This is a genomic window from Embleya australiensis, assembly GCF_051903075.1.
Lineage (GTDB): Bacteria > Actinomycetota > Actinomycetes > Streptomycetales > Streptomycetaceae > Embleya.
Genome location: NZ_CP182422.1, coordinates 719712 through 742360, shown reverse-complemented (window position 1 = coordinate 742360; position 22649 = coordinate 719712). Strand labels below are relative to the sequence as shown.

Sequence of the window (22649 nt, the reverse complement as noted above, 5' to 3'; positions counted from 1 at the left end):
AGTCCCGCCCGCAGCAGCAGAAGGGCACCTCGGCCACGATGGAGTGGCAGAGGTGCCCTTTCCGCGCGGTGAAACGTGGTGACCCGGAACGGGCCGGAACCAACCGGCCGGCTCCCGGGACACCGCGGAGCACCCCGGACCCACCGAGCACCGCGTACGCGGAGCGCCCCGCCCCACCCGGAAAAGTGAGAACGATGTCCCGACTTCCTGGTCCCCCCGCCTACCCCGCCGGCCTGCGCCTGGAGGGCCGGCGTGTCGTCGTGGTCGGCGCCGGTACGGTCGCCCAGCGTCGCCTGCCCGCGCTCCTCGACGCCGGCGCGGACGTGCTCGTGGTCGCCCCCGAGGCGACGCCCGCGGTCGAGGGCATGGCAAGCGGCGGCGAACTGCGCTGGGCGCGGCGGGCCTATGCGCCCGGCGATCTGGACGGGGCGTGGTACGCGCTGGCCGCGACCGATGTCGCCGAGGTCAACGAGGCGGTGGCGGCCGACGCCGAGGCGCGACGGGTGTTCTGCGTGCGCTGTGACGACGCCTCGCACGCGAGTGCGTGGACGCCGGCCAGCGGGCGGCACGACGGGCTGACCGTGGCGGTGCTGGCGGGGGGCGACCCGCGGCGGGCGGCGGGGGTGCGGGATCGCATCGTCGAGGGTCTGCACGACGGGTCGCTGGCCGCGCGCAAGGAACGCCCGAGCGGGGTGCTGCCGGGGGTGGCGCTGGTCGGTGGCGGTCCGGGCGACCCGGACCTGATCACCGTGCGCGGACGGCGGTTGCTGGCCGAGGCCGACGTGGTGATCGCGGACCGGCTCGGGCCGCGGGCGCTGCTCGGCGAGTTGCCGCCGCACGTCGAGGTGGTCGACGCGGCGAAGATCCCGTACGGGCGGGCGATGGCGCAGGAGGCGATCAACGACGCGATGATCGCGCACGCGAAGGCGGGGCGCTTCGTGGTGCGGCTCAAGGGCGGCGACAACTATGTCTTCGGGCGGGGCTTCGAGGAGGCGCTGGCCTGCGCGGAGGCGGGCGTGCCGTGTCAGGTGGTGCCGGGGATCACCAGTGCGATCTCGGTTCCGGCGATAGCCGGCATCCCGGTCACCCACCGGGGTGTGGCGCACGAGTTCGCGGTGGTCTCGGGGCATGTCGCGCCGGAGGACCCTCGGTCGCTGGTGGACTGGGCGGCGTTGGCGCGGCTGCGCGGGACGCTGGTGTTGCTGATGGCGGTGGAGCGGCTGGGGCCGATTACGGCGGCGCTGGTGGCGCATGGCCGTGCGGCGTCGACTCCCGTCGCGGTGATCCAGGAGGGCACGATGGCCACGCAGCGGGTCCTGCGCACGTCGCTGGTCGCGGCGGCGGCGGACGTGGCCGCGGCGGGGATTCGCCCGCCGGCGATCGTGGTCATCGGCGAGGTGGCGGCGCTCACCGGTTGACGGGGCCGCCGGTCCTCAAACGCCGGACGGGCTGGGGGGTTCGACCTGGGCCAGGATCGCCTGGTGGCGCGCCTGGCCTTGCGGCCGGCTTGTCCTCAAGCGCCGGACGGGCTGAGTTGGGCCGGGTCGCTTCCGGGGCCGGCCTCCGGCCCGGTTGTCCTCAAACGCCGGACGGGCTGGATTGGTTGCTCGGCTTGGTTCGGTGGTGCTTTGCCGATCCTCATTCGCCGGATGGGCTGATGGGGCGGGTCTGACCCCGAGCCGGGCTGCGCCCTGCTTGTCCTCAAGCGCCGGACGGGCTGAGGGGGTGGTTTCGGTCCCGGGTTCGGTTGCCGCTCCGGGTTGGTGGCGCCAGCCTGCGGTCGGCTTGTCCTCAAGCGCCGGACGGGCTGAGGGGGTGGTTTCGGTCCCGGGTTCGCTTGCCGCTCCGGGTTGGTGGCGCCAGCCTGCGGCCGGCGTGTCCTCAAGCGCCGGACGGGCTGAGGGGGTGGTTTCGGTCCCGGGTTCGCTTGCCGCTCCGGGTTGGTGGCGCCAGCCTGCGGCCGGCGTGTCCTCAAACGCCGGACGGGCTGAGGAGAGGCCCGGGTTGGGTTGGCGCTTCGGGTTGGTGGCGCCTGGCCTGCGGTCGGCCTGGCGTCGAGCGGCGGACGGGTTGGGTGGCGGGATGTTGGTGTGTGGGGGGCTGGGAGACTGGGGGGATGTCCGTGATTTTGGTTGATGATCCTGGGGATCCGCGGCTTGTCGACTACACCGATTTGACCGATGTCGAGTTGCGTCGTCGTCGTGAACCGGCCGAGGGGCTGTTCATGGCGGAGGGGGAGAAGGTGATTCGGCGGGCATTGGGGGCGGGGTATCCGATGCGGTCGATGTTGCTTTCGGAGCGGTGGCTCGAGGTCATGGCGGAGGTGATCGAGGGGGCCGACGTGCCGGTGTACGTGGGTAGTCCCGAGGTCGTCGAGCGGGTGACGGGGTATCAGGTGCATCGGGGGGCGCTGGCCTCGATGGGGCGCAAGGTGTTGCCGGCGGCGGGTGAGTTGGTGGCCGGCGCGCGGCGGGTCGCGGTGTTGGAGGGGGTCAACGACCACACCAACGTCGGGGCGATCTTCCGTGGCGCGGCGGCGCTGGGCATGGATGCGGTGTTGTTGTCGCCGGACTGCGCGGATCCGCTGTACCGGCGGTCGGTGAAGGTTTCGATGGGCGCGGTGTTCTCGGTGCCGTACGCGCGCCTGGACCCGTGGCCCGGCGGCCTCGACGTACTGCGCGGGGCCGGGTTGACGCTGCTTGCGCTGACTCCGGGCGAGGGGTCGGTGGCGCTGAACGAGTTGCCGACCGCGGATACCGATCGATGTGCGTTGATGCTGGGCGCGGAGGGGCCGGGGCTGACCGCGAAGGCGTTGGCCGCGGCGGATCGGCTGGTGCGGATCCCGATGTCGCACGGGGTGGACTCGCTGAATGTCGGTGCCGCCGCGGCGGTCGCCTTCTATGCGGTGGCGTTCGGCTGAGTGGGGGACGGCCGAACGGGGGAAACGTGTGCGATGGGCTCGGCGGGCTCAGGTGTTCGACGGGGCGTCGTAGTGGCGTTCGCGGGCGGTTTCGCCCGAGCGCTGGATGTCGTTGATCGATCGGGTGTGGTACAGGTCCGGGCGGGTGTGTACCCGGCGTCCTCGCATCCGGGCGTTCCGGATCTCGGTGCCCCGGTCCCAGATGTGCAGGCGGGGCGCGTCGGTGTCGGGATACCTCCAGGCGGCGAACCTGTTCGGCGGTACCGGCATGGCTTCGATCTCGCGGCGCGCGGTCCGGGCCGCGCTCACCCGGCGCCGGTAGTCGTGGAAGATCTGGAACTCGTAGCGGCGCAGGTACTCGTAGGCCATCGGCGTGGTGGCGGACACCTCCATGCCCGCGATGCACACCGCTTCGCGTCGTAGCGCTTCGGCGTTCGCGGGCAGCACGAACAGGCCCTCGCGCATGGTGTCTTCCGGCTTGCGCTTGTGCCGGCGTTCGCGATCCCAGTCCCACATGGGCTCCGGGTGCCGCCGCATCCAGGCGTCGCGGTCGGCGAGCGCGGCGTCCAGGCCGTGGGTGCGCCAGTGCACGGTGCCGTCCGGTCGGCCGAGCGTGGGCAGCAGTCGGCGCAGGTCGCGGGCGGCCCGGCCGCCGAAGGGGGTGCGCTCGCCGGCGAACAGCACGATGGGCGGCGAGGGTTCGGCGTCGAACGGGTTAGGGTCCAGGTGGCGGCGGTCGATCACCACGAGGGTGTTCGGGTATCGCTCGTGTGCCAGGCCCCACATCAGCCGGGCGAACAGCACTGCGCCGGCGCGATCGGACACCACGTGCCAACGGTCGTGGAAGTGGTTGACGGCGAACCGGGTCGTGTTCGACGGCCGCGGGGTGATCAGTCGGTAGGGCCGTCCGTCCAGATAGGCGGTGATCCGATGCATTTTGATCCGATCACCTGCGTCCCGATTGGCGCCCGATTGCTTTCGTTTGTGTACTTGGTTGGCAGTGATCCGCTTCTCTCTTCCTTGCGTTCGATGAGATGTTTCTTCCGATCGCCCCGGAATTCGAGGCAACGACCTTCCCTGATTTGTCTCATGACATGCCGATCGCGTCATGCCAATTTCGATCGAATGTGATCTTGGACTAGCGTGTGCGCGGAAGTGCAGTACGGTCGAGCGTCGTCCAAAATGGCGCAGTGGCCTGTTCGGGTCGCACGGGCGGCCGAAAAAGTGGATGTGCGGGGTAATGTCCCGTCACCCACACGCGGGATATTCGGTGGATTCGACCCGCACCAGGCGAAATTCCGCCAGTATGGGGCGCCGCGCAATCGGATCAGGAACGGGAAGCGAGGCAAAGCTCGTTGGAGATCATGGGTGTACCCCTGGCCTGGGCCCTCGTCGGCTTGGCGGAACTGGTCGCCCTTATGGCGCTTGTGGCGTATCTGGTCGTCCGACGCCGCAAGGCCGATGCGACGGATACCGGGGAAGGATCCGACAACTGGGAGCGTGAGCAGGATCGCCGACGGCGCAAGGAGCTGATGTACGGGGTCGCCTCGTACACCCTGCTGTTCGTCTGCGCCGGCGTCGCGGCCGCGCTGTCGTTCCACGGCCTGGTCGGCTTCGGCCGGGAGAACCTCGGGCTCGCCAACGGCTGGGAATACCTGGTGCCGTTCGGGCTCGACGGGGCGGCGATGTTCTGCTCCGTGCTCGCGGTGCGCGAGGCCAGCCACGGTGACGCGGCGCTCGGCTCGCGGATACTGGTGTGGACGTTCGCGGGTGCCTCGGCCTGGTTCAACTGGGTGCACGCGCCGCGCGGCGACATGCACGCCGGTGCGCCGCAGTTCTTCGCCGGCATGTCGCTCTCCGCGGCCGTCCTGTTCGACCGTGCGCTGAAGCAGACCCGTCGGGCCGCGTTGCGCGAACAGGGCCTGGTGCCCCGTCCGTTGCCGCAGATCCGGATCGTGCGGTGGCTGCGCGCCCCGCACGAGACGTTCAACGCCTGGTCGCTCATGCTGCTCGAAGGCGTGCGCACCCTCGACGAGGCGGTCGAGGAGGTCCGCGAGGACAAGCGGGCCAAGCAGGACGACCGCGAGCGTCGGCGGATCGACGGCAAACGCGAGCGGGCGCAGCTCAAGGCGCTCAGCCGCGGCGAGGGCACCGGCCACTTCGGTCGGCGCGGCGCCGCACGTCAGGAGATGGCTGCTCTGCCGGGAGGTGGCGGCTCCGAAGCACTCTCGGAGCCTGCTATAGCCGGAAACGACGTTTCCGGCCACGGCGGCTCAGCCGATGCGAACGGCCCTTCCGGCCGTCCGGCTCTTGCATCCTCCACGCGAGCGAGCGAACTCCCGGCGGCGACGGGCACTTCCACCGGTGCCGAGCGGCGCGACGTCATCGACCTCACCGCCGAGGACGACACCATGACGCTGCCCCGGCTCGACTCGCTGGAGCGCAAACTGAAGGACCTGGAACGCCAGTTCGGCTGAGGCCGGACACCGCGTGATCCGACGCGGCGCGCGAGGCAGTGCGGTATACGAACGAGGGGCATCCGGCTCGGGCCGGGTGCCCCTCGTCGTCGTTGTGGTGGGTGGTGGGGTGGGGCGCCGGGTCTCCCGCGCTCGGGTGGCGGGTGCCGTGCTTTGGTGGCGGGGCCGCGATCGGGGTCGAGCGTGGGTCGGGTGCGAGCCGGTGCCGGGTGAGGGGTACGTGGGCCGAGCGCTCGGCGGCGCAGCGGCCGGAGTCGGGGCGTGTGGAGCCCGGTCGGGAGTCGGCCGAGGGGCATGGCGCGGGTTGGTCCGAGTCGGGTCGGGACGAGGCGGCCTGCCCGGACGCGGCTCGGCACGACGTGCGGGGGCACGGGGCCGGGGGGCGGGTGTCCGAGCGGCGCGGCGCGGAGGGTGGGCAGAGCACGCGGTCCGGCACGAGCGCCGGCGGGGTGACGTCGGGCGGCACTAGTCGGCCCGGCACGAGACGCACCCCGACGGGCCCGGCACGACACGGGCGGCCCGACGCCGGCCGGCGGCGAACGCTCCGAGGCGTCACGCGGCTCGACCGCGGAACGCCTCGACCGGGCCGAGCGCGCGGAGTGGCCGAATCACTCGGATCGCCCCGACGGGGGTCGTGCGCGGGCGGCGGGTTCGTGCTCGCGCGGTGGGCGCCGTGTTCAGGCGGTGGGGACCAGGACGCCGGAGGGGCCGACCACGTAGCGGGTGGTCACGTCGGGGACGTCCAGGTAGGACTGGATGCGCGAGATGCCGCCCTCGACCACCGTCCAGCGGGTGGCGACGGCCTGCGGATCCGCGACCGCGGCGAGCGCGGCCACCGTGGTCGGCGCGCCGTTGGCGAAGCGGAAGAGTTCCACCAGGTGCGTCGCCGGGCCGCCCGCGCCGGGGGTGCGGGTGAGCACCACGACCACCGCCGGGGCGCCGTCCAGGCTCGCCGGAACCACGTCGCCGAGGGTGACCCGGTCGCTGCCGACCACGGCCGTGCCGTCGGTCAGGGTGACGGTGGCGCCGCTCACCGAGGGGTCGGAGTAGGTACGGTCCGACCAGTCCGCGATCGGGATCGAGCCGTGCGCCGGGCCGATCCGGAACGGCCCCGGGGCCTGCGGTGGGGCCGGGTCGGCGGCCGCGGGCACCTTCGGCCCGTCGTCGCCGCCGTCGCTCTGGAACGCCGCGATCGCGAACGCGGCGATCGCGGTGACCACCACGAAGACGATCAACTGCTGGATGAGCAACCGCCGTCGCTCCTCGGGCCGGCGGCGGCGCGGGGTGCCGGACGCGGATGCCGGGCCGGGGCCGGTACCGGACCCCGCGCGGGAGCGTGGGCCGTGGTCGAGCCGGCCGGGCCGCTTGCCGTCCGGGCGATCCGGGTGATGCGAACGATCCGAGTTGGGCCGCTCCCCGCGCTCGGGGCGCTCCGAGGTCGAGGCGCGCGACGCCTCGGAGCGTTCGCCGCGGCCGGCGTCGGGCCGCCCCGTGTCGTGCCGGCCCCCGTCGGGGCGCGTCTCGTGCCGGGCCGACTCCTGCCGCGGCTCGTGCCGCCCGGCGTCGCCCCGGCCGGGCTCGTGCCGGGCCGTATGGTCCGCGCGCCCGCCGTCCGCGCCGCGCCGATCGGACCCCTGGCCCTCGGACCCGTGCCCCCGCGCATCATGCCGGGCCGCGTCCGGACGAGTCGCCTCGTGCCGCGCCCCGTCCTGCCGACCCGACTCCGACCGGCCCGCGCCGTGCCCCTCCGCCGACCCCCGACCGGGCTCCGCACGCCCCGTCTCCGGCCGACCCGCCTCCGCGCGGTGCGCCGCCGAGCGCTCGGCCCGCGTGTCCTCGTCCCGCCGCGCTCCCTCGCGCCGCGCCGCCTCGCGCCTGGCCCGTTCCCGCTCCCGCTCGCGATCCCGCTCCCTCGGCCCCGCCGCGAGCATCGCGCCGCCCTTCATCGCGGCCGGAGCCGCGGTCGACGACGCCGCCGTGCCGCGCGCCGGCGTACCCCGTTCGGCCTCGCGCCGCCGGGCGATCGCGGCCAGCCGCTCGCGGACCTGCTCGGCCGTCGGCCGCATCCGCGGATCCTTGGACAGGCACGCCGAGATCAACGGCACCACCTGCTCCGGCACACCCTCCAGGTCGGGTTCCTCGTGTACGACCCGATACAGCAGCGCGTCCACCGGCCCCGACCCGAACGGCGGTGCCCCGCGCCCCGCGTAGGCCAGCGTGACGCCGAGCGCGAAGATGTCGGTGGCCGGCGTCACGGTCTGCCCGCGCACCTGTTCGGGGGCCAGAAATCCCGGTGAGCCGACGGCCGTTCCGGTGACGGTCAGGGTGCCGGCGCCGTCCGCGTAGGCGATGCCGAAGTCGATGATCTGCGGACCGTCGGGGGACAGCAGGATGTTGGACGGTTTCACGTCGCGATGCACGACGCCGACCGCGTGTACGGACACCAGGCCGTCGGCCACCGCCGAGCCGATCCGGGCCAGGTCGAGACAACCCATCGGGCCGCGTTCGCCGACCCGGCGCTGGAGGGACGGGCCGGGCACGTACACGGTGGCCAACCAGGGCCGCTCGGCGCCCGCGTCGGCGTCCACGAGGGCGGCCGTACGGTTGCCGCGCACCATCGCCGCCGCGGCCACCTCGCGCGCGAAGCGGGAGCGGAACTCCGGGTTCCCGGCCAGCTCTTGGCGGATCAGCTTGAGCGCGACCCGGGTGCCGTGCCGGTCCACCCCGAGGTAGACCACGCCCATGCCGCCGGCCCCGAGACGACGCAGCAACCGATACGAACCGACGATGCGCGGATCCTGCCGTCGCAGCCGCACCATCGTCATGTGTGCCCGATCCCCTCGCGTGGTGCCGTCGTCCGGGTTTCGTCTGCCCGAATTCCCTGTGCGAGACACGTTAGAGGAACCCCGGCGCCCGGCGCGGTAAGGCGCCCCGGAGTCGGCGCCGGACCACGCCGCCGCAGCGCCCGTCGATGTCGGACCTGTGGGAGAAGATGGAGGTAATCGGTCGAAGGGGGCACGAATGAAGGGCGATCGGGTCGAGATAGTGGTCGACGCGGGCGACAGCACCAAAACCTACGAGATGACCGCGACCCGCGCGGGGCGCCGGCTCGACGTCGCGGTCCGGCGCGGCGTGGTCGAGGTGAGCGAACTGACCCGGACGGGCACGGTGGTGCGCACGGCACGATTCATGGCCAGCCGCGTACTGGCCCTGGTCGAACAGCCGTTGGACCGCCCCGACACCGACTGACCACACGGCGACGGCAGCCAGGCACCCGACTGCCGTCGCCCACAGTCGGCAACCACGAGCCACCCCAGCCCGCGCGGCAACCGCAGGCCGGTCCGCGTGCGGCGAAGAACGCGACTCAAACTCGCGCGTCCATCACGGGCGGTCCAAGCGGCGCGGCAACCGCAGGCTGCTCAAGTCCGCGTGCGGTAACCAAGTGCGGCCCAGGCTCGCGCGCACCAACCGAAGGCAGCCCAAGCCCGCGTACAGCAGCCACGGCCCGCCGAAGCCCGCGTGCGGCGACCGAGCACGGCCCAAGCTTGGGCGTACCAACTGCGGGCCGCCCAACCCCGCATGCGCCAACCGCAGGCCGCCTGAGCCTGCGCGCACCAACGGCAGGCGCCCCGGGTCCGCGCCCACCAACGGCTGCCGCGGCCTGCGCGAGGCAATCGAGTGCCGCCCGAGATCGCGCGCCGCAACCGCCGGCAGCCCGAGCCGCGTGTGGCAAGCACTGGGCGGACGGGCCCGTGTGCGTATCGATCGCGCGCCGTCCAAACCCCCGTGTGCCGAATGGGCCGAGCGTGGGGGTTTGGGCGTCCCGGTAGGCTGTTCGGCTGAAGATCGATACGGGGGACGAGACGGGGTGGCGCCGAGGTGACGGGTCGTCAGGGCGGTCTGGGAGCCGTCGCGCGGCGACTTGCCGACGCGTTCACCTGGCGGGAGACCCCGTGGGGCACCTTCGCCGACGCGTCCGAGTGGTGGCACGACCCCGAACTGCTCGCGATGCTCGGACCCGGCCTCGGCGCCCTGCACGCCGACGCGCGGCCGACGCTGATCGTCGGCATCGAGACGCGCGGCCTCGTCCTCGGTCCGATCACCGCGCTGCACCTGGGCGTCGGCTTCGTGGAGATCCGCAAGGATCGACGGATCGTGGGCGAGCACCGGGGGCCCGCCGCCGATCCCATGCTGCGTGCCGCCACCCCGCCCGAATACCAGGACGGCGGCCTCACCCTCGTGGTCCCGGGCCGGCTGTTCCGCCCGGGCGACCGGGTGTTGCTCGTCGACGAGTGGATCGAGACCGGCGCACAGGCGAGCGCGGTGCGCCGCATGGTCACCGAGGCGGGCGCCGAATGGATCGGCGCCGCGGTGGTGGTGGACGCCTGCGCACCGCACGTGCGCGCCCGACTGGACGTGCGTGGTCTGCTCGCCGAGGACGATCTGCCGGCGTGACCCCCCGGTCACCGGCGTCCGCGGCGGGACCCGACGGTCGGCTCGGTCAGGCCGCCGTCGTGGTCTCCTCCCGGTCGTGCCCCTGCTCCTGCTCCTGCTCGCGCAACAGCGCGGCGCGTTCGGTCTCGCCGAGACCCGCCCACACACCTCGGCGTTCCGGGACCGACATCGCGTGCTCGTGGCAGCGCCGCCGCACGGGGCAGGAGATGCAGACCTTCTTGGCGACCCGCTCGCGCGCCCGGCGCTCGCCGGGTCGCTCCTGGTCGTCGCCGAAGAAGAGGCCGGCGTCCAGGCCCCTGCATGCCGCGTCCTCCTGCCACCCGTAACGCGGTGGTGTCGGTATGGCGATCCGTGTGGTCCCCATCGCCCCGTTCTCCTCCTGCTCGACGGTGCCAACGGTCAAAGCGGGGCCCCCGTCCCGGCTGACCCTCTTGCTCCTACCGACGCATCGGATGGGAGACCGGTTTCCTCCCGCCGGGAATTCGGCTCCCGTTCGCGCAGGGTTGAGGGCGATCCCTCACTCCCTCGTTCGGAGCACCTCAACAACCAGGTCACAAGTGGCTCGTACACCTGCCCGATGACCGATTCGCCCCGGCGCCCCCGGTAGCGTGACCGGAGGCCGCCGGCGGTTGTCGGGGGTTCGCGGAACGTACGGGAGGAATCTGGTGGGCAGCAGGATGCGACGGTTGCCGTCGGCCGTGCCGTTGATGGTGTCGGTCGTCGTGGTCGCCGGGCTGACCTCGTGCAGCGGCGGAGAAGACAAGAAGGACACATCGGAGACGACGGCCAGGGACTTCCTGACCGCGTGGCAGAGCGGCGACCTGACCAAGGCGGCGTCCTTCACGGACAACCCCGCCACGGCCAAGCAGAGTCTCGACACCACGAACAAGCAACTGGGGATCGTCAAGGCCGAGTACAAGGCCGGCACCTACGCCAAGGGCAAGGACAACGCGCCGGCCACGCTCGCGTACAACGCGACGTTGACCCTCAAGGGGGTGGCGGACCCGGTCAAGATCGCGTCCACGGTTCCGATCGTCACCGCGAACGGCAAGACGACCGTGCACTGGACCCAGACCATCGTGCACCCGCAACTGGCGGACAACGGGAAGATCAAGCGGGATCGTACGCTGCCCAAGCGCGGCGAGATCCTGGACCGCTCGGGCAAGTCGCTGGCCACCACGACGCCCGTGGTGGCGTTGTCCCTGTGGCCGGCCAAGATCACCAACGCGGACGCGCTGTACGCGGCGCTGTCGGACCCGATGTTCGACCTGGACATCCCCAAGCTCAAGGGCCGGGTCGCGGCGGCGGATCCGAACCAGTCGCTGCCCCTGGTGACGCTGCGCAAGGACAAGTGGGACGGCGGCGGCCAGGTCAAGCTGGCCGGTCTGGGCGGCATCCAGGTCAAGGAGGGGGCGACCCAATCCGGCGACGTGGCGAAGCAGATCGTCGGCACGGTCGCCTCGGGCGACAACGCCGACCTGCTCAAGAACGCCGACCCGAGCGCCTCGTCGGCGGACCAGGTGGGCGCCTCCGGTCTGCAGTACCGCTACGAGAAGAAGCTGGCCGGCGTCGCCGACCTGAAGATCACCATCGTGGACGCGGGCGGCGCGGAGAAGGCGACCCTGGTCGACGTCAAGGGCAAGCCGGCGGAGTCGCTGAAGACGACCCTCGACCCGGGCGTGCAGGACCAGGCCGAGAAGGCGCTCAAGTCGGTGACCGGCGGCAACAACGCCTCGATCGTGGTGCTCGACGCCAAGTCGGGCGGGATCCTGGCCGCCGCGAACACCCCGTCCAACGGCGACAATCGTGCCTTCACCGGGCGCTACCCACCGGGCTCGACCTTCAAGACCGTCTCCTCGGGCGCGCTGTTGCAGGCCGGCATCAAGCCGACCGACAAGGTGCCGTGTGAGAACACGCTGGTGGTCAACGGGCAGACGTTCAAGAACTACGACGGCCTCAAGCCGATGCCCGACGCGCTGTTCCAGGACGACTTCGCGCAGTCCTGCAACACGGCCTTCATCGGCAACCGCGGCAAGATCCAGAACGACACGCTGAACAAGCTGGCCGGCGACCAGTTCGGGATCGGCGCCAAGTGGGACGTCGGCACGGTCACCTTCGACGGCTCGGTGCCGCCGGCGAACAGCGAGAACGACAAGGCCGCGTCGATGATCGGCCAGGGCCGGGTGCTGGCCAGCCCGCTGGTGATGGCCTCGGTCGCCGCGACGATCGCCTCCGGCAAGTTCAACCAGCCGGTGCTCGCGCCCGACGACGTGCCGGGCCGGGTGCCCTCGCATCCCCTGGACCCGTCGATCGCCGGCCAGCTCAAGGCGCTGATGCAGGGCGTCGTGGCGAACGGCTCGGGCAAGATGCTCCAGGGCATCCCGGGCACGGTGGGCGCCAAGACCGGTACCGCCGAGTTCGACGAGAAGGGCGAGACCCTGACCCACGGCTGGATGATCGCGTTCAAGGACGACGTCGCGGTCGCGGTGCTCGTGGAGAAGGGCAAGTCCGGTGGTTCGGCGGCGGGTCCGGTGGTGAAGGCCTTCTTCGGCTAGCCGACCTCCGACCGAGGCGGGCCCTCCTCCCAGGGTCCATGCGGGCCCTCCTCCCGGGTCCCCCACACGACCGGTCGACGGAAGCGAAGCCCCGGCGCGCGGTGCGCGCCGGGGCTTTTCGGTGCGTCGAGGCGCGCCCGGCACGCTCCTTGTGACACCGGGATGCACCTGGACACCGTCCGTGTCCGATGCGAGCGTGAGGAGTGACCGGCAATGACAGCGGCGATCGTTTTCGCTCTCCGAAGGGAGTCGACGTCATGTCGAACAATGTCACCCTGGTGGCCCGGGTTCCGGTGCTGCCGTCCGCCGACGCCGAACGTCCGATCGAGCTGAGATTCGGCCCGCACACCGACGAGCACGGTCGGCCCACCGACGAGTGGACGGTGGAACGACTGACTCCGGACCAGGCCGCGAACCTCGTCGAGGACCTGGCCGCGGTGCTCGGGCTGAGCGTGGTCGGTCCGGCCGAACTCCGGGTGGTCTCCTGACCGGACGCACCCCCCACACGTCCCATCCGCGTGGCGCCCCCGTGCGCCGTACGGGTGGGACGCGTGCGTGCGGCGACGCGTTTCGGCCGGCGGATCGTTCCGGCGCCGCACAATGGCCGCGTGAGCAGCCAGACCGCAGCAGTACGGAATCCGGCCGTCGGCGGCGACTCGCCCACGCCGGCCACGGAACCGCTCGGCGTTCGCGAGCCGCCGCCGCCGAGCCGGGTCGGCGAGCGCCGCAAGGAGGCCGATGCGCACCCGACCGGCCCCCGGGTGCGCATGGTCCTCCCGGACGGGCAGCACCTCGAGGTCACCCTGGTGAGTTGGCACCAGTACCGGGACGGCAGTTGGCGCGCCCGCGTGCGCTGGCCCGTCTGGGGGGCGTACGGCTTCGCCGCCGACGTGGAGACGCGGGCGTGGGCGATGGAGTCCTTCGTACCCGCGCGCGTGCTCGGCCCGCTCGACGGCGAGGACTACGGCACCGTCCGCCGCGACCGCCCCCGCATCCCGGTCCCCAAACAACCCTGACCGCCCCGGGGCCGCCCTCGCGGCCCCGGCCGTCGGCCTTCGCCCACCCGAGGCCCGATCCCGTGGACCCGGCCGCAGCCGCCGCGCTCCCAAGGCGCACCTTTCCGGACCCGGCCTCCGGCTGTCGCATGCCTGGGTGTCGGGTCTCGTGGGCTCGGTTGCGGCTGTCGCATGCCTGGGTGCCCGGTCTCGCGGACCCGGCCGCCGGCCGTCGCGCCCGGATGCCCGCCGCCGCAGACCCGGCCGGCCGCCCACACACACCTGCGCGGCTTCCCCCACACGCGCCGGAGCCGCCTTCCGCACCCGCCCGAGCCGCCTCCCGCACCCGCCCGGGCGGTCCCCGCACCCGGCCGGCCCCCTCGCATACCCCGGCGGCCGGTGGGCCAACGGGGGCGGTACAGTTCGTGGCTTCGGGTGACGAAACGGTGACAACGGCGCTCCGTGGTTCGCCGAAACAACGGGCAACGGGTACATGTGTCCTAAATCCTGTTGCTCCAGGGTTGCCGGCCACCGATGCTTGCGGCATGTTCGATCCGGTCATCACCTCGCATGACGCCCTCCTCGGCCTGCTTCGCAGCGGCCACGGACAGGGCGCCCGGCGGGCCCTCGTCGCCGACCGCGTCGCCGTGCTCGACGCGCTCGACGGTTGCGTGGTCCGCGATCCCCGTGCCGTTCCGGCCACCGAGTCCCGCTCGCTCTATTACGCGCGGCTGTACGCGGACCTCGACGCCGGCCTCGACGGCCTCGCCCGACATCTGCTGTGCGAGGAGGACTGGACCGACGAGGACGCGGACCGCACCGCGCTCCCGCTCGCCGTCCTCGGCACGCTCGCCCGCCTCGGCCGCACCGACGCGACCGAGTTGTTGCGCGCCTACGTCGAGGAGGGCCGCGACTGGCCGGAGGCGCTGGACCGGCTCGCCGCCATCGGCCGGGACGCGGCGCTGACCGGCATGCTCGACGTCGTGCTGGAGCGCGGCGAGGACGACGAACTCTACGACTGCGTCAAGCGCTCCACCGGCATGCGCCCGTGGCGGATCTGGGCGGCCGAGGACGAGCGGGTGCGCGCCGTCGTCGAACAGGTCGACCTGGACTGGTGGCGCTGGGAGTTGACCCGCTCCGTGCGCCCCGGCACACCGCCGACCGCGCCCGCGCAGACCGTCGACCAGGTGCTCGCCGAGGCCGCCGACGGCCCACGCCAAGCGCTCGCCTGCGACAGACGGCTCGCCGCCGTCGCCGGGCCGGAGCACCGCGGCGCGATCCTGGCCGCCGCCTGGGCCGGACCCGACGGCGCCAGAGCCGCCGCGCTGCGCTACCTCGGCGAACAGGGCGACGGCGCGCTGCTCGACCTGGCCGAGGGCGCGCTCGCGCCCGACGCGCCCACCGGGGTGCGGCTCGCCGCCGCACACGCCATCGGCGGCCTGCGCACCCCCGCCGCGGTCGCCCGGGCCCGCACCTGGGCCGCCCGCGAGGACCTGCTCGGCGAGGTGGCCGTGCGGATACTGGCCGGTGCCGGGGAACCCGCCGACGGACCGATTCTGCTGCACGCGCTGCGCGCCAGGGTGGCCGCGGTGCCCCCGGTCGGCGCGGCGGGCTCCGACCAGGCCGACCACTTCCGGCTGCGCGACCTCGTCACCGGCATAGGGCGCCTCGCCCTCGTCGACGCGCTCGACCTGATCCGCGACGTCTACCGCGACGCCGCCTCCGCCGGACTGCGCGCCTGCGCCGTGGAGACCCTCGCCCGGATAGAGCCCACCTTCGCCGCCGAGACGGCCGTGGAAGCCCTCTGGGACTGCCAGGCCGACACCCGACTGATCGCCGCGCGCCACGTGGACGCGCGCCGCCCCGAGGCCGTGACGCGACTGCGCCGGCTCGCGGGCGACCCGGCCGAGCACGCCGAGGTGCGCACCGCCGCCAGGGCCAGGCTGAGCGAGATGTGAGCCTGATGTAGCCGGCCCGCGGCCGACCCCGCCCCCGTTCGGCCCCATCCGGGGTGGGCGGGCGCCGAAGCTGTCGGCCGAACGTCCTAGGCTCTACTCCCATGACCGTTTCCGCCCGAGCCGTCCGGCCCGGGGAGCTGCCGCCGCCCGCCGGCCCGGCGCTGCCCCCGGGCGCGGCGCACCCCCGCTCCGGGGTGACCGAGGAGGGCCTGGCCCGCCGCCTCAAGGCCCTCGCCTGCACCGCGCCGCTGCACGACCTGGAGGCGCGCAAGGCCAACCTGGCGGGCGAGTACACCGTCTACGCGATGGCCGAACTCGGCCTCGCCGCGATCGACCTGGTCACGGTCACGATGGACTTCGACACCGGCGCCGACCACGACGAGATCGTGAGCCGGCTCCGCCCGCGCGTGGCCGCCCAGGCCCCCGGGCGCGACCCGGCCGAATACGAGCGGGTCGCCCGCTGGGTCCTGGAGAACCTGATCAACGTCGGCAGCGTCGACCGGGGCTTTCGCGCCGTCTACGGCATGTGGACCCGTGAGGGTGAATACATCCGGCGCGACTACGACTTCAAGCTCCTCGAAGAGGTCCCCGGCCCCGACGGGCACATCTTCCTGCGCGCCACCGACGAGGCGATCAACGTCCTGGTCGGCGCCCTCGACACCGACGTGACCAGCGCGCAGATCGCCGCCGACGTCAAACTCGACCACCTGATCCGGCGCGGCCGGCTCGCCGAGGCCAGGTTCGCCGCCGAGCAGGCCCGCTACCGCACCGTGCAGTACGCCGAATCGCTGCGCCGCGCACTGGACGCCACCCGGCGCAACGTGCGCGCCGTCGACTGGCTCCAGGCCGTGCCGGACCTGATCGACGAGGCGTTCGACCACGTCGCGGACCGCTACCGGCACGAGAACGCGATCCTGATCAACATCCGCCGGGCCCGGGACGAGGCCGAGGAGAGCGAGCGCAAGCGCGGCGCGGCCGAGCTGGTCGACATCGTGCAGGACTGCATCCGCCGGCACACCCAGTTGCAGACCCGGCTGATGGAGGCCGGACCGCTGTTCCGGGCCGAGCAGGACCGGCAGGCGTTCGCCGCGCCGAGCACCCGCACCGGGCTCGACCTGTACGGGCAACTGCTGCGCCCGCTCCTGGAGTTGCCCGTGGGCGACGCACGCCGGGTGACCGACCGGTTCTTCGCCGCCGGCACCGGACTGCGCACCCCCGTCGCGGTGCGCCTGCACGATCTGACCGAGATGTTGCTCACCCCGCCCGCGCCGCGCGACCACCTCGGCGCCGAACTGCCCGAGCCCGACGTGTCGCTCACCCCCGACGACAGCCGGTACAGCGAGCGCCAGCACGACGCGGCGGCGCTGCTCCTGGACATTCCGCCGGAGACCCCGCGCCGGTTGTCCGGGCTGCTCGCCGAGGCCCGCGAGGCCGATCCCGACCTCGGCTACCTGGTCGCGCTGCTCGCGTTCCACGCGGCCTCGCCGCCGGTGGGCACCGCGCTGCGCCAGGGCGATCGCACCCTGCTGGTGGCCGTCGACGACGGCACCGAACTCGACGACCCCGAGGTCGGCGGCGCCGACCTGATCATCGGCACGGCGGTTCTGACCGGCGCGCGACCCGAGCCGGAAGGGCCCACCCCCGGATGACCCACGACACGGCGGCCGACGCCGCCCCGATCACCTCCGCCGACGTCGGCGACGCGGCCCGCCTGGTCGCCTTCGGCCTCCAGCCCAAGCTGCTGCCGGCGCGCGACGCGGAATACGCCGACCTGATCCGCCGACACCGCGAGGATCCGCGCTTCGCGGCGCTCGCCGCGGCCGTCGCGGCGGGTCTGGGTCTGGTCGTCCTGGAGGTGTCGCCGCGCGCCGGGATGGCGGTGACCGCCGGTGAGGACTCGGTGTTCGCGGTCCGGATGGGCGACTACGCACGCCGGGCCGGCACCGAGTCGGCCGACCGCTTCCTGCACGGCCTGGCTCACCTGGCAGTGGCCGCGATGGCCTTCCCGCGCCCGGAAGACCTGGCCGACGACGCCTACGTGGGCCGGCTCAGCGTGCACGGCGTGGACGCCTTCGTCCGCCAGGCCTGCCGGCGCCTGGAGGAACGCGCCGAACTGCGCGGCGAGATCAGCGACCCCGAGGTGGACGGGCCGAGCCTGGAGGCGGCCTGGCGGGTCTACGCCAGACGCAGCGCCACCGGCGCGACCAAGGACGCTCGCCGGCTCGCCGCCTCCACCGTGGGCATCGTGGCCAAGGCGGTGGCGTTCCTGGTCGACTCCGGCTTCCTGCAGCGGGTCTCCGACGACGGCGGCGGCACCTACCGCACCACGGCGCGCTACCAGCTCCAGGTCCGCGACACGGCCGGCTCGGCGGCGATGTCGGAGCTGCTGGAGCTGGGCGTGGTGGCGGTTACCGACGGCAGCCCGAGCCTGCTGGCCGCCGCGGTCGACGGCGAACTGGTGCCGGGGGCCGGGTTGCCCTTCCACGGCGTCTGACCGCGTGCCGGGGTGGCGGCGACCGGCACGGCGCGGGTCCCGACCGTCCGCGCGTGCCGCGCCGGGTGCGCCTCGCGCCGTCCGTCCGCCCCTTCGCCCGTTCGTCCGCGCGTGCGTTGCTTCGGGTGTCGCGCGACGTGCGCGTTTCGCCCCGTTTGTTCGACCTGTTCCGTCCTGTGTTTCGACCAGAGAGATTTGACCGCCGATGTACGAGCTGTCCCGGGTCCGCCTGTTCTCCATCGGGCCCGCCGGTGCGCGTTACGCCGACACCGTGCTCGACCTGCGCGGGGTGGGTGCGCCCGTGCCCGACCCGGCGCCCAGGCAGGCGCAGTTGTTCGAGGGCGAGCCGGTCGGGCCGCCGCGCCGACCCGCGCCCGCGGGCGTGTTGTTCCTGGAGAACGGCGGCGGCAAGTCGGTCCTGCTCAAGCTGATCTTCTCGGTGATGTTGCCCGGACACCGCAACACCCTCGGCGGGGCCAGCTCGGGTGTGCTGCGCAAGTTCCTGCTCGCCGACGACTGCGGGCACGTCGCGCTCGAATGGCAGCACGTGCTCACCGGCGAGACGGTCGTGGTCGGCAAGGTCAGCGAGTGGCGCGGCCGACAGGTCTCCTCCGACCCGCGCAAGTTCGCGGAGAGCTGGTACTCCTTCCGACCCGGGCCCGGGCTCACCCTGGACGGGCTGCCGGTGCAGGTCGGCGGGCGGCGGCGGACCATGCGCGGCTTCCGCGACGCGATGACCGAACTGCACAAGGTCTACCCGGACGTGGACGTGGTCTGGGAGGAGATCCACGACCGCTGGATCGAGCACCTGAACGTGCTCGGCCTGGACCCGGAACTGTTCCGCTACCAGCGCGAGATGAACGCCGACGAGGGCGAGGCGGCGGGCCTGTTCGCGGTCAAGAACGACGCGGACTTCGTCGACCTGCTCCTTCGCGCGGTCTCCGACCCGGCCGACACCGACGGACTCGCCGACCTGGTCGACGGGTTCGCGGTCAAGCTCGCCCAGCGCGCCGAGCTGACCGCCGAACGGGACTTCGTCGAGGGCGCGGTGGAGCTCCTGGACGCGGTCGGCGAGGCCGCCTCGCGGCGTACCCGGGTACGCGCGGTGCACCGCAACGCCGAGGACGCCGCGCGCGGGCTCGGCCGCGAACTGGGCGCCCGCGCCGAGCGGGAGCGCGAGCGGGCGGCCGAACTGGCCCGGCGGGTGGCCGACTCCGCCGCGGCCGTGGACGCCGCCGAGCGGGCCCGGGCGCACGCCGCGCTTGTCACCGCCGAGATCACCCACCGGCACGCGGGCATGCGGCTGACGGCCGCGGAGAAGGACGCCGCCCGGATCAAGCGCGAACTCGGCGACGCGCGCGGGCTGCACGCGGCCTGGCTGGCCACCGAGGCGGTGTTGCGGCACCGGGCCGCGGTGGACCGGGCCGAGCGGGTGGACGTGGCGATCCGGGCCGCCGAGCGGGACGCCGCGCCGGCCCTCGCCGCCCGCCAGGACGCCGCCTCGGCGCTGGTACGCGCGCTGCACGCGGCCGCCGCCGGCGCGGAGGGCCGGGCGGACACCGAGGAGCGGCGCGCAGCCGAACTCCAGGAGCGGGGCGAGCGGGCGCAGCGGGCCGCCACCACCGCCGCGACCGAGGCACAGCGCACCCGCAGCGAGGCGGCGCATCTGCGCGGCCGGCTCGTGGAGGTGGGCGCCGAACTCGATCTCGCGGTCGAGGCGGGCTGGATCGACGACGACGGCGACCCGGCCGAGTCCGCCGCGCGCGCCTCGGACGAGGAGAAGGCCGCCTCCGCCGCCTGGACCGAGGCCCGGGCGGCCGCCGAACAGGCGGCGGCGCGGGTGCGCGAGGCCGAATCCGCGCGCGGCCGGGCCGAGTTGGCCGCGGCCCGCGCGGCGGACCGGCTGGGCGTGGCCGAGGCCGACCTGACCGCCGTGCACGACAACGCGACGGCGCTGGCCGCCGAGCCGAGGGTGCGCGAACTGCTGGGCCCCGACGCCGAAACGGCGATCGGCGAGCAGGCCGCGCGCACCTTCGACCGGGCCGCCGACGTGCTGCGCGAACTGCTCGCCGAGGCGGTCGTGGACGGCGAGCGCACCCTGTTCCACCTGCGCACCGGCGCCGCCGACGACTCGCGGATCCTGGCCGCGCTGGGCGACGGCGGCCTGCTGCCCGCCGGCCCCGACGTGCTGGCCGCGGTCGAACTCCTGGGCGAGCACGGCATTCCGGCCCTGCCGGGCTGGCGCTACCTGGCCCAGTCGGTGCCCGCCGAGCGGCACGCCGCGGTGCTCGCGGCCCGCCCGCAGCTGGTCGACGGCGTGATCGTCACCATGCACGACGCGATGGACCGGGCCCGGGACGTGCTGGCCGAGGCCGCGCTGCTGCCGCGCTCGGCGGTGGCGGTGGGCACCCCGCAGGCGCTGTTGGAGCCGGGCGAGGAGCGGGCGGACACGTTCCTGGTGCCGCCGAACCCGGCGATGCACGACGAGCGGGCCGCGGACACCGAGCGGGAGGCGCTGCGCCGGCGGGCGGGCGAGCGGCAGGAGGCGATCCGCGAGCGGGCCGCGCGCCTGGAGGCCGATCGGGCGCTGGCCGGACGGCTCGCGACGTGGCGGGCGGCGTGTCCGGCGGGCCGGCTCGACGAACTGTTCGAGGCGGTCGCCGACGCGCGGGTCGAGTTGGCCGCCGCGCAGGCCGCGGGGGAGGCCGCCGAGATCGCCGCGGTGACCGCCGAGCAGGACCGGGCGCAGGCGGTGGATCGGCGCGATCGGCGGATGGACGCCGCGCAGACCGCGCGCCGCCGCGCCGACGCGCTGGCCGGGCTCGCCTTCCGGCTGCGCGAGCGGGCCGGGTGGGCGCGCCGGATCCGCGAATTGGAGCAGGAGACCACCGAACACGAGGCCGGCGCCGAGGCGGACCGGCTGCTGGCCCGCACCGCCGACGAGGACCGCCGGCAGGCGCAGCGCTCGGCCGACGACGCGCGCCGCACCGCCCGCGCGCTGCGTGAGGAACGCGCCGAGATCACCGGCGCGTCCGAGGAGCCGGGCGCCGACGAGGCGGCCGACGAGGCCGCCGCGCGCGCGTCGTTGCCCGCGCTGCGCGAGGCGTACCGCACCGCCCGCGCGCTGTACGAGAAGGTGGGCGTGGGTGCCGACCTGCGGGCCGAGCAGGCCCGCGCGGAGAGCGAGGAGTCGGCCGCGCAGTCCACCCTGGACCGGCTCACCGCCAAGGTGCGCCGACAGGCCGCCGAGCTGCTCGACGGATTCGACGGCTCCGACGGTCCCTCGCGCCTGGCCGCCGCCGGTCGCGCCGAGGACCACGTACGCACCCTGGAGGGGCGCGCCGACGCGGCCAGCGAACTACTCGGCCGACTGCGCGGCGAGGTGGAGCGGCACGCGCCCGCCGAGGGCCGCGAGCACCACCTGGACCTGCCCGAGGAGCAGCGCCCCCGCGACGGCGCACACGCGCACGAGTTGTTGCGGGCCGCCGGCGCCGAACACGCGACGCGGACCGAGGAGGTCGCGTCGGCCCGCGAGACGCACGGGCGCCTGGTGCGCGAGCACACCGACGCGGAGCACGCGGCCGGCGCGTTCGGCGAGGTGGCGGCCTCCCTCACGGACACCCTGCCGGCGGTGCCGGTGGACCCCGAGCAGCCGGCCGCGACGCCGTTCGCGGGTCCGGTCGCCGACGCGCGGGACGCGGCGACCACGTGCCGGCGCGCGCTGCGGGCCGCCGCGGCCGACCTGTCCGCCGCCGAGGCCCAGGTCCGCGAGCGCACCGAGACGCTGGTGCGGCACGCGGGCGCGACCCGGTTCGAGCAGGTCCGGATGCCCGCGCGGCAGCAGATCCGGGAACTGCCGCCGGCCGCGCTCGCCGAGCACGCACCCGCCTGGTCGGCGGCGTTCGCGCCGCGCCTGCGGGTGCTCACCGACGAGCTGCGCCAGATCGAGCGCAACCGGGACAGCATCGTGGACCGGATGCGCGGGATGGTCGAGGCCGCGCTGACCACGCTGCGCGCCGCGCAGCGGTTGTCCCGGCTGCCGGAGGAACTGGGCGAGTGGTCGGGGCAGGAGTTCCTGCGGATCCGCTTCGACGAGCCGGACGCGGCGGCCCTGGTCGAGGCGCTGGGCGAGGTGGTCGACGAGGCGACCCGGACGATCCGGCGCGGGCGCGACGGCACGGTCGGCGGGGTGCGGCGGGACGGGATGACGCTGCTGCTGCGCGGGGTGCACGCGGCGCTGCGCCCGCGCGGGGTGCAGGTGGAGATCCTGAAGCCGGACTCGGTGTTGCGGGCCGAACGGGTGCCGGTGGGGCAGATGGGCGACGTGTTCTCCGGCGGCCAGCTGCTCACCGCAGCGATCGCGCTCTACTGCACGATGGCGGCGCTGCGCAGCAACGACCGCGGCCGGGCCCGGCACCGGCACGCCGGGACGTTGTTCCTGGACAACCCGATCGGGCGGGCCAACGCGTCGTATCTGCTGGAGCTCCAGCGCGCGGTGGCCGATGCGCTCGGGGTGCAGCTGGTGTACACCACGGGGCTGTTCGACACCACGGCGCTGGCCGAGTTCCCGCTGGTGGTGCGACTGCGCAACGACGCCGACCTGCGGGCGGGGCTGAAGTACATCTCGGTCGAGGAGCACCTGCGGCCCGGGCTGCCGGTGCCGCAGGAGCCGGACGCGCCGCAGATCGTCGGCGAGATCCACGCGACCCGGGTGTTCCGCAAGCCGGTGGATCCGGTCGAGGCAGTGGAGCCGGTCGCGGCGGCGGAGGCGGCGGAGCCGATCGGCTGAGGCCGA

15 protein-coding genes are annotated in these 22649 nt (G+C 74.0%); 12 read left to right on the top strand and 3 right to left on the bottom strand.

Annotation, left to right across the window (positions count from 1 at the left end; genetic code table 11):
* The first annotated feature begins 194 nt into the window (after positions 1-194).
* Together cobA and ACMXN5_RS03115 are read left to right on the top strand one after the other, a co-directional pair.
* The gene (gene cobA / locus ACMXN5_RS03120) at positions 195-1418 is read left to right on the top strand and encodes a uroporphyrinogen-III C-methyltransferase (RefSeq protein ID WP_439673877.1); all 1224 of its coding nucleotides are present in this window, start codon (positions 195-197) and stop codon (positions 1416-1418) included.
* Between the two features lie 698 nt (positions 1419-2116).
* Positions 2117-2920: a TrmH family RNA methyltransferase gene (locus ACMXN5_RS03115; RefSeq protein WP_380037926.1), complete on the top strand. Its 804-nt coding sequence runs from the start codon at positions 2117-2119 to the stop codon at positions 2918-2920.
* Positions 2921-2968: 48 nt separating this feature from the next.
* On the opposite strand, the gene ACMXN5_RS03110 is transcribed toward ACMXN5_RS03115, so the two are convergent.
* Complete coding sequence (locus tag ACMXN5_RS03110; RefSeq protein ID WP_439673876.1) at positions 2969-3856, bottom strand: hypothetical protein; 888 nt, start codon at positions 3854-3856, stop codon at positions 2969-2971.
* Between the two features lie 419 nt (positions 3857-4275).
* Here ACMXN5_RS03110 and ACMXN5_RS03105 point away from each other — a divergent pair, with 419 nt between their 5' ends.
* Complete coding sequence (locus ACMXN5_RS03105) at positions 4276-5397, top strand: DUF2637 domain-containing protein (RefSeq protein ID WP_395786778.1); 1122 nt, start codon at positions 4276-4278, stop codon at positions 5395-5397.
* A gap of 677 nt (positions 5398-6074) precedes the next feature.
* Here the strand turns inward: ACMXN5_RS03105 and ACMXN5_RS03100 are convergent.
* Positions 6075-8222 (bottom strand): protein kinase domain-containing protein, encoded by a 2148-nt coding sequence (locus ACMXN5_RS03100; RefSeq protein WP_439673875.1) that lies wholly within the window; start codon positions 8220-8222, stop codon positions 6075-6077.
* A 196-nt stretch (positions 8223-8418) separates the two neighbouring features.
* Here ACMXN5_RS03100 and ACMXN5_RS03095 point away from each other — a divergent pair, with 196 nt between their 5' ends.
* Positions 8419-8646, top strand: coding sequence for a hypothetical protein (locus tag ACMXN5_RS03095; RefSeq protein ID WP_380000988.1), 228 nt, complete (start codon positions 8419-8421; stop codon positions 8644-8646).
* Between the two features lie 630 nt (positions 8647-9276).
* Complete coding sequence (locus ACMXN5_RS03090) at positions 9277-9852, top strand: phosphoribosyltransferase family protein (RefSeq protein WP_439673874.1); 576 nt, start codon at positions 9277-9279, stop codon at positions 9850-9852.
* 46 nt (positions 9853-9898) lie between these two features.
* Here the strand turns inward: ACMXN5_RS03090 and ACMXN5_RS03085 are convergent, their stop codons facing one another.
* The gene (locus ACMXN5_RS03085) at positions 9899-10216 is read right to left on the bottom strand and encodes a WhiB family transcriptional regulator (protein WP_380000984.1); all 318 of its coding nucleotides are present in this window, start codon (positions 10214-10216) and stop codon (positions 9899-9901) included.
* Between the two features lie 301 nt (positions 10217-10517).
* On the opposite strand from ACMXN5_RS03085, the gene ACMXN5_RS03080 reads away from it, so the two are divergent.
* From ACMXN5_RS03080 to ACMXN5_RS03050, 7 genes are all read left to right on the top strand, one after another.
* The gene (locus ACMXN5_RS03080) at positions 10518-12407 is read left to right on the top strand and encodes a penicillin-binding transpeptidase domain-containing protein (protein ID WP_439673873.1); all 1890 of its coding nucleotides are present in this window, start codon (positions 10518-10520) and stop codon (positions 12405-12407) included.
* A gap of 257 nt (positions 12408-12664) precedes the next feature.
* A complete protein-coding gene (locus ACMXN5_RS03075; RefSeq protein WP_126640696.1) occupies positions 12665-12895 on the top strand; it encodes a hypothetical protein in 231 nt (76 codons plus the stop codon).
* Positions 12896-13015: 120 nt separating this feature from the next.
* Positions 13016-13423 (top strand): hypothetical protein, encoded by a 408-nt coding sequence (locus ACMXN5_RS03070; RefSeq protein WP_395786784.1) that lies wholly within the window; start codon positions 13016-13018, stop codon positions 13421-13423.
* Between the two features lie 524 nt (positions 13424-13947).
* Positions 13948-15360 (top strand): HEAT repeat domain-containing protein, encoded by a 1413-nt coding sequence (locus tag ACMXN5_RS03065; RefSeq protein WP_439673872.1) that lies wholly within the window; start codon positions 13948-13950, stop codon positions 15358-15360.
* Between the two features lie 101 nt (positions 15361-15461).
* A complete protein-coding gene (locus ACMXN5_RS03060) occupies positions 15462-17009 on the top strand; it encodes a hypothetical protein (RefSeq protein ID WP_380000977.1) in 1548 nt (515 codons plus the stop codon).
* Positions 17006-17854 carry a hypothetical protein gene (locus tag ACMXN5_RS03055; protein WP_380000975.1) on the top strand — a complete coding sequence of 283 codons (849 nt, stop codon included), beginning with the start codon at positions 17006-17008 and terminating at the stop codon, positions 17852-17854. Before ACMXN5_RS03060 ends, ACMXN5_RS03055 begins: the two co-directional genes overlap by 4 nt.
* Positions 17855-18059: 205 nt before the next feature.
* A complete protein-coding gene (locus ACMXN5_RS03050) occupies positions 18060-22643 on the top strand; it encodes a hypothetical protein (protein ID WP_439673871.1) in 4584 nt (1527 codons plus the stop codon).
* Positions 22644-22649 lie beyond the last annotated feature (6 nt).

What these genes read in the sequence shown, in the direction of transcription:
- ACMXN5_RS03050 (WP_439673871.1), top strand. Translation starts at nt 18,060, where the DNA reads ATGTACGAGCTGTCCCGGGTCCGCCTGTTCTCCATCGGGCCCGCCGGT.
- ACMXN5_RS03060 (WP_380000977.1), top strand. Translation starts at nt 15,462, where the DNA reads ATGACCGTTTCCGCCCGAGCCGTCCGGCCCGGGGAGCTGCCGCCGCCC.
- ACMXN5_RS03110 (WP_439673876.1), bottom strand. Translation starts at nt 3,856, where the DNA reads ATGCATCGGATCACCGCCTATCTGGACGGACGGCCCTACCGACTGATC.
- ACMXN5_RS03100 (WP_439673875.1), bottom strand. Translation starts at nt 8,222, where the DNA reads ATGACGATGGTGCGGCTGCGACGGCAGGATCCGCGCATCGTCGGTTCG.
- ACMXN5_RS03115 (WP_380037926.1), top strand. Translation starts at nt 2,117, where the DNA reads ATGTCCGTGATTTTGGTTGATGATCCTGGGGATCCGCGGCTTGTCGAC.
- cobA (WP_439673877.1), top strand. Translation starts at nt 195, where the DNA reads ATGTCCCGACTTCCTGGTCCCCCCGCCTACCCCGCCGGCCTGCGCCTG.
- ACMXN5_RS03095 (WP_380000988.1), top strand. Translation starts at nt 8,419, where the DNA reads ATGAAGGGCGATCGGGTCGAGATAGTGGTCGACGCGGGCGACAGCACC.
- ACMXN5_RS03085 (WP_380000984.1), bottom strand. Translation starts at nt 10,216, where the DNA reads ATGGGGACCACACGGATCGCCATACCGACACCACCGCGTTACGGGTGG.
- ACMXN5_RS03055 (WP_380000975.1), top strand. Translation starts at nt 17,006, where the DNA reads ATGACCCACGACACGGCGGCCGACGCCGCCCCGATCACCTCCGCCGAC.
- ACMXN5_RS03065 (WP_439673872.1), top strand. Translation starts at nt 13,948, where the DNA reads ATGTTCGATCCGGTCATCACCTCGCATGACGCCCTCCTCGGCCTGCTT.
- ACMXN5_RS03075 (WP_126640696.1), top strand. Translation starts at nt 12,665, where the DNA reads ATGTCGAACAATGTCACCCTGGTGGCCCGGGTTCCGGTGCTGCCGTCC.